The 15732-nt window shown below is 73.4% G+C and carries 10 protein-coding genes; 7 read left to right on the top strand and 3 right to left on the bottom strand.

All coding sequences use genetic code 11. The features are described 5' to 3' along the window. The first annotated feature begins 322 nt into the window (after positions 1-322). Positions 323-739 carry a cobalamin B12-binding domain-containing protein gene (locus HUV60_RS12575; protein WP_257851761.1) on the top strand — a complete coding sequence of 139 codons (417 nt, stop codon included), beginning with the start codon at positions 323-325 and terminating at the stop codon, positions 737-739. A gap of 143 nt (positions 740-882) precedes the next feature. Here HUV60_RS12575 and HUV60_RS12570 read toward each other — a convergent pair whose 3' ends face one another. Both HUV60_RS12570 and HUV60_RS12565 read right to left on the bottom strand, forming a co-directional pair. Further along, complete coding sequence (locus HUV60_RS12570; RefSeq protein ID WP_257851170.1) at positions 883-2559, bottom strand: DUF5691 domain-containing protein; 1677 nt, start codon at positions 2557-2559, stop codon at positions 883-885. Positions 2560-2686: 127 nt separating this feature from the next. Further along, a complete protein-coding gene (locus HUV60_RS12565) occupies positions 2687-4045 on the bottom strand; it encodes an SWIM zinc finger family protein (RefSeq protein WP_257851171.1) in 1359 nt (452 codons plus the stop codon). A 132-nt stretch (positions 4046-4177) separates the two neighbouring features. Here HUV60_RS12565 and HUV60_RS12560 point away from each other — a divergent pair, with 132 nt between their 5' ends. The 5 genes from HUV60_RS12560 (at position 4178) to sucD (ending at position 12685) form a co-directional block, all read left to right on the top strand. Beyond that, positions 4178-5323, top strand: coding sequence for an ATP-binding protein (locus HUV60_RS12560; protein WP_257851172.1), 1146 nt, complete (start codon positions 4178-4180; stop codon positions 5321-5323). 82 nt (positions 5324-5405) lie between these two features. Continuing rightward, positions 5406-7991 (top strand): DUF5682 family protein, encoded by a 2586-nt coding sequence (locus HUV60_RS12555; RefSeq protein WP_257851762.1) that lies wholly within the window; start codon positions 5406-5408, stop codon positions 7989-7991. Next, entirely contained in the window at positions 7976-9157 is a 1182-nt protein-coding gene (locus HUV60_RS12550; protein WP_257851173.1) for a VWA domain-containing protein, read from the top strand. The genes HUV60_RS12555 and HUV60_RS12550 overlap by 16 nt, the downstream gene beginning before the upstream one ends. A gap of 1443 nt (positions 9158-10600) precedes the next feature. After that, positions 10601-11779, top strand: coding sequence for an ADP-forming succinate--CoA ligase subunit beta (gene sucC, locus HUV60_RS12545; RefSeq protein ID WP_257851175.1), 1179 nt, complete (start codon positions 10601-10603; stop codon positions 11777-11779). A gap of 21 nt (positions 11780-11800) precedes the next feature. Next, positions 11801-12685, top strand: coding sequence for a succinate--CoA ligase subunit alpha (sucD, locus tag HUV60_RS12540; RefSeq protein WP_257851176.1), 885 nt, complete (start codon positions 11801-11803; stop codon positions 12683-12685). 110 nt (positions 12686-12795) lie between these two features. On the opposite strand, the gene HUV60_RS12535 is transcribed toward sucD, so the two are convergent. Further along, the gene (locus tag HUV60_RS12535) at positions 12796-13986 is read right to left on the bottom strand and encodes a helix-turn-helix domain-containing protein (protein ID WP_257851177.1); all 1191 of its coding nucleotides are present in this window, start codon (positions 13984-13986) and stop codon (positions 12796-12798) included. Between the two features lie 96 nt (positions 13987-14082). Between HUV60_RS12535 and HUV60_RS12530 the strand changes: the two genes are divergently transcribed. Next, positions 14083-15732, top strand: a complete 1650-nt coding sequence (locus tag HUV60_RS12530; RefSeq protein WP_257851178.1) for a cell division protein PerM — start codon at positions 14083-14085, stop codon at positions 15730-15732.

The raw sequence follows: 15732 nt of genomic DNA, 5'->3' as shown, positions 1-15732 counted from the left end.
CCCCTTATGCGCATGTTCCCACTGATACCCGTGTGGTGCATGGGCGCGATGTTCGGATCCGGAGGCCCTGGAACAGTGCGCGGTGAACATGTTCCTCTGTGTGATTTCCCCCTCGGTCCCCACCGCGAAACTGCCGGTTGCGGGATGCTGGGGATAACGTTCGTTCACTTCCCCGGCCGTTTCGGACGGGGGCGTCCATGCCGCGGTGGCGCAGTCGGTGCAGTGGGCGACGGAGTGTGCGGTACCCGTGACGGGTACGGGAACGACCGAGTGTGCGGTATGTATCGGTACGGATGGATGTAGTCGCTTCATGGAGGCAGTGATGGGTGTGGCAGCCGGTCCGATCCGCGTGGTGGTGGCCAAGCCGGGGCTCGACGGCCATGATCGCGGGGCCAAGGTGATCGCACGGGCCCTGCGTGACGCCGGTATGGAGGTCATCTATACCGGGCTTCACCAGACCCCCGAGCAGGTCGTCGACACCGCGATCCAGGAGGACGCCGACGCGATCGGCCTGTCCATCCTCTCCGGTGCGCACAACACGCTCTTCGCGGCGGTGATCGACTTGCTCAAGGAGCGGGACGCGGCGGACATCCTGGTCTTCGGCGGCGGGATCATCCCCGAGGCGGACATCGCGCCCCTGAAGGAGAAGGGTGTCGCGGCGATCTTCACCCCGGGGGCGACGACCGCGTCGATCGTGGACTGGGTCCGTGCGACCGTACGGCAGCCCGCGCAGGCGTAACGTCTGCCCCGGGCCCGGCCTGCGCGGCCGCTCACCCCGCCCGCACGGTGCGGTGCCGCACCGGGTCGGCCGGGTCGTACGTGCCGGGCGGCTTCGGAGTGCGGTCCTGCGGGTTGGCCGGTCGCTGTGGGCGCGGGAGTGCGTCAGGCCCGGGCGGGTGCCGGGGGCCGGGCGGCCGGGTCCAGTTCCGTCAGCATCGCGGCGCGCAGGCGCAGCGTCGTGACCAGCCGTTGGAACGCCTCCGACCAGTAGCCACCGGCACCCGGTGAGGCGTCCTCCGGCTCGTCCGGTACGGCCAGGAGCGCATCGAGGTGGCTTGCCTCCAGGGGATCGAGGCAGCGCTCGGACAGACCCATGACGCCGCTGAAACTCCATGGGTAACTCCCCGCGTCGCGGGCGATGTTGAGTGCCTCCACCACGGCCCGACCGAGCGGCGGCGCCCACGGCACCGCGCACACACCGAGCAGTTGGAACGCGTCCGGCAACCCGTGTGTCCCGATGAACCTCGCCACCCACCCGGCCCGTTCGGCGGCACCGAGCGTGCCGAGCAGCTTGGCGCGCTCGGCCAGGGACACCGCCCCCGGGCCGCCCGCCTCCGCGGCGGAGGGCTCACCGAGCAGGGCCTGAGCCCACTCGGCATCCCGCTGGCGCACCGCCGCACGGCACCAGGCCGCGTGCAGCTCGCTCCGCCAGTCGTCCCCGACCGGGAGGGCCACGATCTGCGGCGGCGTACGCCCGCCGAGTCGGCGCGGCCATGTGCCCAGCGGTGCCGCCTCCATCAACTGCCCCAGCCACCAGGACCGTTCGCCCCGGCCCGCGGGAGCCTTGGCCACCACGCCGTCCCGCTCCATGCCCGCGTCACACTCGTGCGGCGCCTCGACGGTGAGCAGGGGCGCGTCCCGGGTGTGGTCGACGGCCACGCACGCCCCGGCCCGGACCGCCATGCGCTGCGCGAGGGCCGAGCCGGGCAGCGCCGACAGCAGCTCGGCGGCCGTCGCCCGTACATTGCGGCTGCGGTCGGCGAGCGACTGCTCCAGGAACGGCTCGTCGTCCGGGCCGAGGCGGGTGCGCAGCGAGTCGAGGAACATCAGCCGGTCCTCGGCCCGCTCCGTCGCCCAGGTCGTCGCGAGCAGTTCGCGCGCGGTGGCGGGCTCGCGGGAACGCAGGGAGGAGAGCAGAGCGACCCGCTCCGCGAAGAGGCCCTCCTGCCAGAGCCGCAGGACTCTCCCCGTGTCCCCGGGCCCCGGCAGCGATGTTCCCCCACCCGGCGCCGAGCGCAGGGCGAACCGCCAGTCCGGGTTGAGGCGGGCCAGCCACAGGCCTCGCGGGCCCGCGAACCGCAGGGCCGCCGACCGCAGATCCGTACGCCCCCGCGCGGCGTCGAGCAGCGCGGGCAGAGCCGGTGGGGGAGCCGCGAAACCATGGGCGTTCGCAGCCGCGAGCCACTGGGGCAACAGCTCTATCAGAGCCGGTGCAGCGCCCCGGCGGCCACTGCCGGACGCACCGGAGCGGTCGGTGAGCAGCATCGTCAGCCGGCGGGCGGCGGCGGGCGGCAGCTCGGGACGCAGGTCCTCGGGCGCAGGCCGGGGACGCTCGGCCGCCCTGACAGGGCGCAGCCCGGCCCGACGCCGTACGGTCGCCACGGCCGCCGCGTCCAGCAGGGCCGCCGGGGCGTCCGCACCGGACGCGGAGCCCGCCGGAGTGCGCCGGTCGGTGCCCAGCAGGGCGGTGGTGACGAGGTCCTCCCAGCCGTCAGGGAGAGACGAGGCCTGCGGGCCCGATCCGCCGGGCGGGGTCGCGGCGGTGGAGGTCCTGCTCATCGCATTCCTTTCCGTCGGACGTTCGGGAGCGGCCCGGAAAGGCTCGCGTGTACCGCGTGTACCGCGTGTACCGCGATGCCCGGGGAGCGCAGAGAGCGCCGGGAGCGAGGGCGGAACAGTGGGTGGGTCAGCACAGGGGGATCACCCCGCCCGGCTCCTCCGGCCAGGCCGACAGCGGAGTGAATCCCCGGTGGCCGCACTCACCGAAGACCTTGACCGGCGCTCCGCCCGAGAGGGCGACGAGACGCCACAGGCCGGGACGGGAACGCGCGGCCGGCGTGAGCGGCAGGGCCGAGTCCGCGTCGGCGTCGGCGAGCTGCCAGGAGTCGCCGTCCGGAACCGGTACGACCCGGTCCAGGGTCACCGGCACCGCATCCAGCCAGGGATCGTCGCACAGCGCGTCGCCGTACCGGGTGGCGGCCAGGGCCGTCGTCGTCCCGGGAGGCCGCTCGGCCGTGGGGGCGGGTGGCGCGAACTGCTCGCCCAGTGCCGCCCGGACCTGCCCCGCGCCCGGATAGGCGGACAGCTCCGCGTCCAGAAGCAGCCCCACCGGCAGCGCCGGTTCGGGGGTACGCCCCGCGGCGCCGTAGGAGAGGAGCAGCGACGTACGCCCCGACCGGGTGCCGTACAGCCAGATCCGGCGGGTCGTCAGGCGCGCGTCCGCCGTGTCGTACTGGGCGAGCACCAGCCAGCGGTCGCGCACCGGCGGACCGTCCGCCGAGGCCGGCAGGCCGATGCGGGAGCGGACTGTCGCGGCCAGGCCTTCCGGCAGCCGCTCTCGGCGCAGCCAGCCCCGATCGAGGAGGTGGAGCAGCGCGCACTCCTCCAGCAGCCGCACCGGCCAGCCCGGACCCGTGCCCGGGATCGCTCCCAGCTCGCGCACCCTGGCGGCCAGTCCCTGCGCCTGTGCGTCGACCATCCGGGCCGCCGTCTCCTCCCACAGGCCGTACCCGGACTGCTCCGCCATGACCAGCCCGCCGCGGAGCAGGTCCGTCAGCCGCTGCTCCAGTTCCGACGCACCCGCCGTGACCCGCTCGGCGCGCCGCTCCGCCCTGCGCCGGGCCGCCTCCGGATCCGCGGGCCCGGGCGAGGGACCCGACGGGGAGGCCGCGGCCCTCTTCTGCTCCGCACGCCCGCGTCTGCCCTCGATCCACTGACCGGCCCACTCCGGCACCTCCGCCGGGGGCACCGCTCTTTCGTCGCCCGCCCAGAGCAGCAGCAGACCGAGCGCGTGCTTGCACGGGAACTTACGACTCGGGCAACTGCACTTGTACGCGGGCCCGGAGCCGTCCGCGAGGTCGACCACCGTCCGGTACGGCTTGCTGCCGCTGCCCTCGCACAGCCCCCACACCGCCCCCTCGCCCGAACGGCCGGCCCCGGACCACGGGCCGGCCACGCCGAGCCTGCCTCCCGCCTTGCGCGACGCGGTGTCGGGTGCCAGGGCCAGCACCTGGTCCGCACTCCAGCGCACCCCCTGCTGAGTCATGCCATCGAAGGTAGGCCCTACCACTGACAATCGCCCCGGCAGTTGCGTTTCCCCAGGTCAAAGCGATTGTCAGTGGCGTGGTGCACGGTGGTCACCAGATCCGAACCGGCCGAGCTGGAGGGGGACTGCGCCATGACTGTCTCCGTAGAACCGACATCCGTCGACCCGTGGCAGAACGGCTCCGAGCCCCTGCCCGCGGCCGAGGTCCTGCGGGCGCACGCCGAGGATGCCTTCGCCGCCGAACTCGCCTCGCTGGCCGCACAGGACGACCGTCCGCGCCCTGCCCGGTGGAGGCTGTCCCCGTGGGCCGTCGCGACCTACCTGCTCGGCGGCACGCTGGCGGACGGCACCGTGATCACACCGAAGTACGTGGGCCCGCGCCGCATCGTCGAGGTCGCCGTCACCACTCTGGCCACCGATCGCGCGCTGCTCCTCCTCGGTGTGCCCGGCACCGCGAAGACCTGGGTGTCCGAGCACCTCGCCGCCGCGGTCAGCGGCGACTCCACCCTGCTGGTCCAGGGCACCGCCGGCACCCCGGAGGAGGCCATCCGCTACGGCTGGAACTACGCCCGGCTGCTCGCCCACGGGCCCAGCCGCGACGCTCTCGTGCCCAGCCCCGTCATGCGTGCGATGGCGGAGGGGATGACGGTTCGCGTCGAGGAACTGACCCGTGTCCCGGCCGATGTCCAGGACACGCTCATCACGATCCTGTCGGAGAAGACACTGCCGATTCCCGAACTGGGCCAGGAGGTGCAGGCGGTCCGCGGCTTCAACCTGATCGCCACGGCCAACGACCGCGACCGCGGGGTCAACGAACTGTCCAGCGCCCTGCGCCGCCGTTTCAACACCGTGGTGCTGCCGTTGCCCCAGACCCCCGAGGCGGAGGTCGACATCGTCTCGCGCCGCGTGGACCAGATAGGCCGCTCCCTCGACCTGCCGGCCGCGCCCGACGGCATCGCCGAGATCCACCGGGTCGTCACGGTCTTCCGCGAGCTGCGCGACGGGGTCACCACCGACGGCCGGACGAAGCTGAAATCGCCCAGTGGCACGCTGTCGACCGCCGAGGCGATCTCCGTCGTCACCAACGGTCTGGCACTGGCGGCCCACTTCGGCGACGGCGTGCTGCGGGCCGGGGACGTCGCGGCGGGCGTCCACGGCGCGGTCGTCCGCGACCCGGCTGCGGACCGCGTCATCTGGCAGGAGTACCTGGAGACCGTCGTCCGCGAGCGTGACGGCTGGGCGGACTTCTACCGGGCCTGCCGGGAGGCCGGCGCGTGAACGGCACGGGGAGCGCGGCGCGTCGGGAGCCGGCGTGCCCGCCCGGCGGGGCTTCGAGGGGGACGGGGGCGGCATGGGCGACATGAGCGACGCGGACCGGCCCGGCGGCGGCCGGGGGACGAGGCCGCTGCTCCTCGGAGTGCGGCACCACGGTCCGGGGTCGGCGCGGGCGGTGCGGGCCGCGCTGGAGGAGACCCGGCCAAAGGCCGTCCTGGTCGAGGGTCCGCCCGAGGCGAACGATCTGATTCCGCTCGCCGCGGACGAGGACATGCGTCCGCCGGTCGCCCTGCTCGCCCATGCCGTGGACGAGCCCGGCCGCTCGGCGTTCTGGCCGCTCGCCGAGTTCTCCCCGGAGTGGGTCGCGATCCGCTGGGCGCTCGAACACGGCGTCCCCGCCCGCTTCATCGACCTGCCGGCCACCCATGGCCTGGCCTGGAGGAGGGACGAGGAGGCGGGCTGCGGGCCGAAGGACCGGGAAACGGCGGACGAGGAGCGGACAACCGGTGCCGGCGCGGGCGCCGATGTGCGGATCGATCCGCTCGGGGTGCTGGCCGGGGCAGCCGGGCACGACGACGCCGAGCGGTGGTGGGAGGACGTCGTCGAGCATCGTGGTACGGGGGAGAAGGGCGAGGCGATCGCACCGTTCACCGCCCTGGAGGAAGCCATGACGGCGCTCCGGGAGGAGTACGGAAGCGGCGGAAACGACCGCGACCTCGTCCGCGAGGCGTACATGCGCCTGCGGATCCGGGCGGCGCAGCGCGCGTTCGGGGGCGGCCTGGCCGTCGTCTGCGGTGCCTGGCACGTGCCCGCGTTGCGGCGGAGGGCCACGGTCGCCGCCGACCGGGCCCTGCTGAAGGGACTGCCGAAGGTCAAGGCGGACATGACCTGGGTGCCGTGGACGAACCGCAGGCTCTCCCGCTTCAGCGGATACGGTGCGGGCATCACCTCGCCCGGCTGGTACGGGCATCTGTTCGGCGCGGCGGACCGGCCCGTCGAGCGGTGGATGACCAAGGTGGCGGGGCTGCTGCGTGCCGAGGACCGGATCGTGTCCTCCGCCCATGTCATCGAGGCGGTGCGGCTGGCGGACACGCTCGCCGCGATGCGCGGCCGGCCCCTGCCCGGACTGGGCGAGACGACCGACGCGGTCCGGGCGGTGATGTGCGAGGGTTCGGACGTGCCGCTGGCGCTGGTGCACGACCGGCTGATCGTCGGAGACGTGCTGGGGGAGGTGCCGGCGGCGGCGCCCGCGGTGCCCCTCCAGCGGGACCTCACGCGGACCCAGCGCAGGCTGCGGCTGAAACCCGAGCCAGCGGAGCGCGAGCTGGCACTCGATCTGCGCAGGGAGACCGACGGGGAGCGCAGCAGACTGCTGCACCGGCTGCGGCTGCTTGCCGTGCACTGGGGCGAGCCGGTGGTCTCGTACGGGAGTACGGGCACCTTCCGGGAGACATGGCGGCTGCGCTGGGAACCGGAGCTGTCCGTGCGGGTCGCGGAGGCCGGGATATGGGGGACGACCGTCCGCGCCGCCGCAACCGCCAAGGCCGGGGCGGACGCCGTCGCCGCACAGGACCTCGCCGATATCACCGGGCTCGCCGAGCGCTGCCTCCTGGCAGAGCTGCCCGACGCGCTGCCGACGGTGATGCGGATACTCGCCGACCGCGCGGCTCTCGACGCGGACGTCGGCCATCTCGCCCAGGCCCTGCCGGCCCTGGTCCGCTCGCTGCGCTACGGCGATGTGCGCGGCACCGGCTCCGGGGCGCTCTCGGAGGTCGCCGCCGGGCTGGCGGAGCGGATCCTGATCGGCCTGCCACCGGCGTGTGCCGGACTGGACGCGGACGCCGCCGACGAGATGCGCGGCCACCTCGACGCCGTGCACGGCGCGGTCGGCCTCCTCGGTGACGCACCCGCGCCGGGCCATGGCGGCCTGCGCACCCGCTGGGCGTCGGTGCTGCGCACGCTGGCGACGCGGGACACCGTGCCCGGGGTGATACGGGGGCGGTCCGTCCGCCTGCTGCTGGACGACGGGGAGCTGGCGCACGACGAGGCGGCCCGGCAGATGGGGCTGGTGCTGTCGTCGCCGGGTGCGGCGTCGGCGGACGCGGCGGCGTGGATCGAGGGCTTCGTCGGCGGCGGCTCGGGTGGCGGCCTGCTCCTCGTCCACGACGAGCGGCTCCGCGAACTGGTCGACGCGTGGCTGACAGGCGTGCCGACGGAGGCGTTCACGGACGTACTGCCGCTGCTGCGGCGGACGTTCTCGGCGTACGAGCCCGGGGTCCGGCGCACGCTGGGTGAGCTGGTCCGGCGCGGACCGGGGACGCCGAGCGGCTCGGCGACCACCGGCTCCGGAGCACCCGGGTTCGCGGCCGGCCTCGACACCGCTCGCGCGGACGCGGTCCTGCCCGTGGTGCGGCTGCTGCTCGGCCTGGACGAGGACCAGGCCGCCGCCCGGGGCGGCGGAGACGGCGGGGACGGCGGGGACACGCGCCGGCCTGGTGGGTGCGGCTCGATGACCGGCGTGCGGATACGGCAGCAGGGCGCACAGCCGCAGTGCACGAGACCCCAGGGCACACGAGTGCAGGACGAACACCCCGGACAGAAGGACGACGGGGCGAAGAACCACGGCACGGAGGATCACAGCACGAGGGGGGACACATGTCGGCTGCGGTGACGGGCACGGAGCAGGAGCGGCTGCGGCGGTGGCGGCTGGTACTGGGCGGGGGCGGGGCGGACGGCACCGGGTGCGGCCTGTCCGGCCAGGACGCCGCCATGGACGGAGCGCTCACCGCGCTCTACGGCAAGGGAGACGGACCGCAGAAGGGAGGCAAGGAGCGGTCGGGGCAGGAGCGTTCGGCGGGGCTGGGGGCGTCCGCGCCGTCGGTGGCGCGCTGGCTCGGAGACATCCGGACCTACTTCCCGTCCTCCGGCGTCCGGATCATGCAGCGCGACGCCATCGACCGGCTGGGGCTCGCCACCCTCCTCCTGGAACCGGAGATGCTGGAGGCGGTCGAGGCCGACGTCCACCTCGTAGGCACTCTGATGTCGCTCAACAAGGTGATGCCGGAGACGACGAAAGAGACGGCACGGGTCGTCGTCCGCAAGGTCGTCGACGCGCTGGAGAAGCGGCTCGCCACCCGCACCCGGGCCACCCTGACCGGTGCTCTCGACCGGAGCGCCCGCGTCAACCGGCCCCGCCACCACGACATCGACTGGAACCGCACCATCGCGGCCAACCTCAAGCACTACCTTCCCGAGTACCGGACCGTCGTGCCCGAGCGGCTCATCGGCTACGGGCGCGCCGCGCGGTCGGTGAAGAAGGAGGTCGTCCTCTGCATCGACCAGTCCGGGTCGATGGCGGCGTCCGTCGTCTACGCGTCGGTGTTCGGAGCGGTCCTCGCGTCCATGCGGTCGATCGACACGCGGCTGGTCCTGTTCGATACGGCGGTCGTCGACCTCACGGACCAGCTCGACGACCCCGTCGACGTGATCTTCGGGACCCGGCTCGGCGGCGGTACGGACATCAACCGGGCGCTGGCGTACTGCCAGTCGCAGATCACTCGGCCCGCGGAGACGGTGGTCGTGCTCATCAGTGACCTCTACGAGGGTGGCATCCGCGACGAGATGCTCAAGCGGGTCGCGGCGATGAAGGCGTCCGGGGTGCAGTTCGTGACGCTGCTGGCGCTGTCCGACGAGGGGACGCCCGCCCACGACCGGGAGCACGCGGCCGCACTTGCCGCGCTGGGCGCGCCGGCGTTCGCCTGCACGCCCGACCTGTTTCCGGAGGTGATGGCCGCGGTGATCGAGAAACGTCCGCTGCCGGTACCGGACCCGGGGTGAGGCGCGGCGAAGAGGAGGAGGGACGGGGGCATGAGGGGTTCGGTGACGATTTGTCGATCTGTCGCCGTCCGGCCTGGGTGCTCTGCTACTCAATCGCGGAGAGTGACGCCGGCCTGTCCGGCGGGGCACAGGGAACGGGTCTCGCGAGGAGGCGGTCCGGCCCCGGCCGGCCCCTCTGGGATGCGGTGCGTGACCATCCCTCGAATTGAGCAGCAGAGTCGCCTCCGTCGCCTCCGTCGCCGAGGCCGTGGTGTCGGTGGTGGACGGTGTCCGGGCGGAGGCGAGTGCTGCGGCCGGGCGGTCCGACGGCCCGGGCACGGTGCCGGGCGGGCGGCCGACGGATTCGGACGGGCAGAGCGGCACGCCCGGCTTCGACACCACGCTCGACCCCCGTCCCAAGCCGGTCCGTCCCGAGCCGGCCGGTTCGGTGCAGCCTCGTCCCGCCAAGCCCCGTCCGGCGGAGGATCGGAGCCGAGGCGTGCGACACCCGGCCGCACGACGGAGCCGACGGCCGAGGGGACACGAGGACCGTGCCGCACACCGGGCCGGCGGCCCCCGCTCCTCGCGCCCCCCGGCGAAAGCCCGGACGGCACGACGGGCAACCGCACCGCCGCCGACCACGGCGCCCCGCGTCACGGTGACGCCCCGGCCGTCACCGTGAGCCTCCGCCCCCGCGCCCTGCTCGTCCCCGGCGCCGCCGCGCAGGCCGAAGCGGCCGACACACGGGACCGGTACCGTGACGTCCCCGTCTCCCCCGCGTAGGCACGCCCGCGGGGGCGTGCCGAGCTCCCCGGCCGGGCCCGGACACGGTCATGCCCGTCCGGGGCCGCACCCGGGGCCGTGGGCCTGTCCGCCGGGTCGGTCCCGCGTCCCCTCCGGGTGCGGACGCCCGAGCCCTGGACCTTCCCGCCGTCCCCGAGTCATCCGCACGTCGCGTATCTGGCGTACGTCATGTATGTCACATGCGTTGCGCACGTCACGTGGATCACACGACTAGCCTGACTCGCGAGTAATAAAGGCTTCACGGGGCAGCCGGGCGTGGGCGGCCGAACGTCATCGGACTGTCCGGCCGCAGACCCGTGGATGAGGTGGCCTGCCCCATGGGGGTGGGAGCAGGCCGCACCGCACCCCGAAGGGCGGAAACGTTTCCGCCCCGCCGGGTGCGCGGCGGGCCTCACCGGGTCGGCCCCAGCCCGGTGAGGCCACTCGTCCATGGCACTCTGTGTCACCGAACAGGGCATCATGTGACAGGCATCACCGCTCAGGTGTGACCTCACGATTTCGGGAGGCTTCGCAACCGGCGATAGCCTGCGAGATGGACATGCCGCGCGCTCGGACACCGTGTGCGCTTCCCTTGTGACACAGCGGACGTCGTCACGTTGCCCTTCGCGGCACGCCCACGCATCCAACGAACCGCGAGATCACTGATAGGGACGGAAGCGCGTGGACCTGTTCGAGTACCAGGCGAGGGACCTCTTCGCCAAGCACGATGTACCGGTGCTGGCCGGTGAAGTCATCGACACGCCTGAGGCGGCGCGCGAGATCACCGAGCGTCTCGGCGGAAAGTCCGTCGTCAAGGCGCAGGTGAAGGTCGGTGGCCGCGGCAAGGCCGGTGGCGTGAAGCTGGCAGCAACCCCGGAGGAGGCCGTCGCCCGCGCGACGGACATCCTCGGCATGGACATCAAGGGCCACACGGTCCACAAGGTGATGATCGCCGAGACCGCTCCGGAGATCGTCGAGGAGTACTACGTCTCCTTCCTCCTCGACCGTGCCAACCGCACCTTCCTCTCCATCGCGTCCGTCGAGGGCGGCGTGGACATCGAGGAGGTGGCGGCCACCCGCCCGGAGGCCGTCGCCAAGACCCCGATCGACCCCAACAAGGGCGTGACCCCCGAGAAGGCGCGCGAGATCGTCGAGGCCGCGAAGTTCCCGGCCGAGGTGGCCGGCAAGGTCGCCGACGTCCTCGTCACGCTGTGGAAGACCTTCATCGCCGAGGACGCGCTCCTCGTCGAGGTCAACCCGCTGGCCAAGGTCGCCTCCGGCGACGTCCTCGCCCTCGACGGCAAGGTGAGCCTCGACGACAACGCCGAGTTCCGTCACCCCGACTTCGAGGCGTTCCACGACAAGGCCGCGGCCAACCCGCTGGAGGCCGCCGCCAAGGAGAAGAACCTCAACTACGTCAAGCTCGACGGCGAGGTCGGCATCATCGGCAACGGCGCGGGGCTCGTGATGAGCACCCTGGACGTCGTCGCCTACGCCGGTGAGGCGCACGGCGGTGTGAAGCCCGCCAACTTCCTCGACATCGGCGGTGGCGCCTCCGCCGCGGTCATGGCCAACGGCCTGGAGATCATCCTCGGGGACCCGGACGTCAAGTCTGTGTTCGTCAACGTCTTCGGTGGCATCACCGCCTGTGACGAGGTCGCCAACGGCATCGTGCAGGCGCTGCAGCTGCTCGCGGACAAGGGTGAGGAAGTCACCAAGCCGCTGGTCGTGCGCCTGGACGGCAACAACGCCGAACTGGGTCGCAGGATCCTCTCGGACGCCAACCACCCGCTTGTGCAGCGCGTGGACACCATGGACGGCGCGGCCGACAAGGCCGCCGAACTCGCGGCCGCGAAGTAAGGGACGAGGGACAGAACAGCCATGGCTATCTTCCTCAACAAGGACTCCAAGGTCATCGTCCAGGGCATGACCGGTGCCACGGGCATGAAGCACACCAAGCTCATGCTGGCCGACGGCACGAACATCGTCGGCGGGGTGAACCCGCGCAAGGCGGGCACCTCCGTCGACATCGAGGGCAACGACATCCCGGTCTTCGGCACGGTCGCCGAGGCGATGGAGAAGACGGGTGCGAACGTGTCCGTCCTCTTCGTACCGCCGGCGTTCGCGAAGGCCGCCGTCGTCGAGGCCATCGACGCCGAGATCCCGCTCGCGGTCGTCATCACCGAGGGCATCGCGGTCCACGACTCGGCCGCGTTCTACGCGTACGCCGTGTCGCAGGGCAACAAGACCCGGATCATCGGCCCGAACTGCCCCGGTCTGATCACCCCGGGCCAGTCGAACGCCGGCATCATTCCGGGCGACATCACCAAGCCGGGCCGCATCGGCCTGGTCTCGAAGTCCGGCACGCTGACGTACCAGATGATGTACGAGCTGCGGGACATCGGCTTCTCGTCGGCCGTCGGCATCGGTGGCGACCCGGTCATCGGTACGACCCACATCGACGCGCTGGCCGCGTTCGAGGCCGACCCCGACACCGACCTGATCGTGATGATCGGTGAGATCGGCGGCGACGCCGAGGAGCGGGCCGCGGCGTACATCAAGGAGAACGTGAGGAAGCCGGTCGTCGGCTACGTCGCGGGCTTCACCGCGCCCGAGGGCAAGACCATGGGCCACGCCGGCGCCATCGTCTCCGGTTCGTCCGGTACCGCCCAGGCCAAGAAGGAGGCCCTCGAGGCCGCGGACGTCAAGGTCGGCAAGACGCCGACCGAGACGGCCAAGCTGGCACGCGAGATCCTAGCGGGCTGATCACCCGCAGAACACGGATGGGCCCGTCCCTCCCCGGGGGAACGGGCCCATCGTCGTTCCCGGACGCGGGACCGGAAGCGGAGGCCGTACCGGGGCCGCGGCCGGGTCCGTCACCGTGACTGCGGTGCCAGTCGCTCCGGGCCGTGCAGCAGTTCCTCACGGAGCTTGGTGCGCAGCTCCCGCTCCTTGCCCGAGAGGGGCCCCGGCGCCACCCGCGGCGGTACCCCCCGGACCGTCTCGCCGGGCGGTACCGGCGGGTCGTACCGTGTGGGGGCCGTGCACAGGGTGAGTGCGGTGGCGCCGATCAGGGCCACTGTGAAGGCGACGGCGGCCCGGGTCCGGAAGCGGGCTCTGCGCTCGCTGCCGTCGCGTACCTCCGGCGGTTTGGCGGACCGGAGGTGTTCGGTGGCGGCCAGTTCGGCTAGCCGTCGGTGCAGCACGAGCGGATCCGACAGTTCCGGCAGCCGGGCCGCGAGGGTCGCGTGTGCGTGCAGCAGGCGGTTCGCGGTCGCGGGCGTGCTCGCCTCCGTCTCCGCCGCGGTCTCCGGCAGGTCGAGGCCGACACCGTCGTAGAGCACGAGTGCGCGGCGGTGCGGCGGCGGAAGGTGCAGCAGGACGTCCAGCAGCGCGCGGTCGAAGGGCTGCGAGGGCGGTGGTTCCGGGTGTCGGTAGCGGGGCCGGAACCGGTGCCACGGGGCGAGCGCCCACTCGTACGACGCCGCGCGCACCCAGCCGGCCGGGTCACGGTCGCGGGCCACCTCGGGCCAGCGTTCCCAGGCCAGTTGGAAGGCCCGCTCGACCGATTCACGCGCCAGGTCGCGACGGCCGGACAGCAGGTACGTCTGTCGTACGAGCGCCGGGGCGCAGAAGGCGTACAAGGCGTCGAAGGCCTGAGCGGGCGTCAGGGCGGCGGGATCGGCGACCTCCTCCAGGACGGACCAGGAGGGCTGCCCCCGGCCGGCCCGACCGGCGGCCGAACGCGTGGGAGACTCGGCCGAACGCCTGGAGATCTCGGGGGACTCGGCCGAGTCGGCCGAGTCGGCCGACCTCGTCGTCTCGGTCGGCGTGAGGGGGCCGGTGGGCCCGGGCTTCGCCGGGGCGGTGGTGGCGGTGATCAGCAGTTTCGCGTACGCCTCCCCCTTCCGGCCGCGCGGTGCGGTGCGGCCGGACTCCCACGCACGCACCGTCTCGCGGCTGACGCCGACCCGCCGGGCGAGCTGAGCCTGTGTCAGCGAGCGGGACTCGCGCAGGCGTCGGCGTTCCCCGGGTGGGGGGAGGGGGGTGGCAGGGCTCTGTGTCACAGGGTGCCCCTTCGTGCGAAAAAGTACATAAACGTATATTGAGCGACACGGCGGCGCTTCGCCTGTTACGCAGGGAAAGTGTGTGCCGTTGGGAGCATGACGGGTGTGATCCAGACGACCACCCGCCGAACGAGGCAGTCCCTCCTGCTCACCCGGATGCGTGACCGCTCGCCCGGACTGGGCCCCTCCCTCCTCGGCGGAGCCCTCGCGGCCGGGCTCGGGCTCGCCGCGTTCGCCGTGCTCGTGATGCTGCTGTGGATCAGCTCGCCGTACCCGGACAGCGGGCCCGACGGCGCGCTGAGTGTCGCGGCGGCGCTGTGGCTGCTGGCGCACGGTGCCGAACTGGTCCGCACCGACACGCTCTCGGGCGTGCCGGCTCCACTCGGTGTCCCGCCGTTGCTGCTGCTCGCGCTCCCGGTGTGGCTGCTGCACCGGGCGGCCCGCGACGCCACCGACGGGGGTGCGTCAAACGTGTCGGACGCCTCGGGAGCTCCGAGTGACGCCCCGCTCGTCCATGGTCCGACGGCCTGGGCCGGCGTCGTCCTCGGCTACCTGGCCGTCGGCACGCCCGCGGCGCTCTACGCCGCGGGCGGCGCGCTGCGTCCGGCATGGGCGTCGGCGGGCGTGTGCGTGCCGCTGGTCGCGGTGGTGGCGGCGGGTGTGGGGGTGTGGCGGGCGTACGGCTGCCCCCGTGGGTCACTGGAACGGACGGCGGGTGCGTTGCTGCCGCGGGGCGTACGCCATCTGCTCCTCGGCCCGGACGGGCGCCTCGGAGCCGCCGCGCGGGCGGCGGCGGCCGGGGCGGCGGTGCTCGTCGTCGGCGGAGCATTGCTGCTGACGGTGTCACTGCTGTGGCACGGTGGCGAGACCCAGGACGCCTTCCTGCGCCTGACGCGGGGGTGGTCGGGGTGGGTCGCGGTGCTGCTGCTCGGCGTCGCCCTGCTGCCGAACGCTGCGGTGTGGGCGACGGCGTACGCCCTGGGGCCCGGGTTCCTCCTCGGCGCCGGCCATGCCGTGACTCCGCTCTCCGCCACGCCGGCTCCGCCGCTGCCCGCTTTCCCGCTCCTTGCGGCGGTGCCGGACGCGGGGGCCGGGACGCCGGTGAACTGGGCGGCCGTGGCCGTGCCGTTGGCGGCCGGGGCGGCAGCGGGGTGGTATGTCGCGCAGGGGGCCACGACGGCCGGCCGCCCGACGGAGCCCGGGGGCGGGCGGTCGGGGCAGGAACCGTACGCGCTCTGGTCGCGAGGCCGGACGGCCGGTGTCGCCGGAGTCGCGGCGGTACTGTGCGCGGCCCTGCTGGCGTTGTTCGCCGCGATGGCGGGTGGGCCGATGGGCGTCGCCGCACTCTCCCGGTTCGGGCCGGTGTGGTGGCAGACAGGGGCCGCGACGCTGGTGTGGATCGGACTGGTGGCCACGGCGACGGCCCTGGCGGTACGGGCCTGGCGGTGCCGCACGCCCCGGAACGAGCGGGCGGAGCGGGCACCGGCGAGCGCGGACGAGGAGGCGTGGGCAGGGGCGCGGGCGACTGCGCGGGCATGGATCTCGAGGATCGGCCTCCCACGCCGGGGATCGCCGGAGAGCGGTGCCGGTACGGTGGCGGACGGCCGACGGGGCCGGGACGCCGCCGACTCCTACGACTTCCTCCCGCCGGACCCCGCCCCCGGCCGGAGCGCCCTCAGCCGTGACCTCTCCGGCCGGGGCGTCCCCACCGCTCCCGAAACCCCGAAGCCGCCTCCTGCCCCGTAG

The organism is Streptomyces sp. KMM 9044, from assembly GCF_024701375.2.
Classification (GTDB): domain Bacteria; phylum Actinomycetota; class Actinomycetes; order Streptomycetales; family Streptomycetaceae; genus Streptomyces.
Note: the sequence above shows the minus strand (reverse complement) of the source record. Positions and strands in the feature narration are given on the sequence as shown.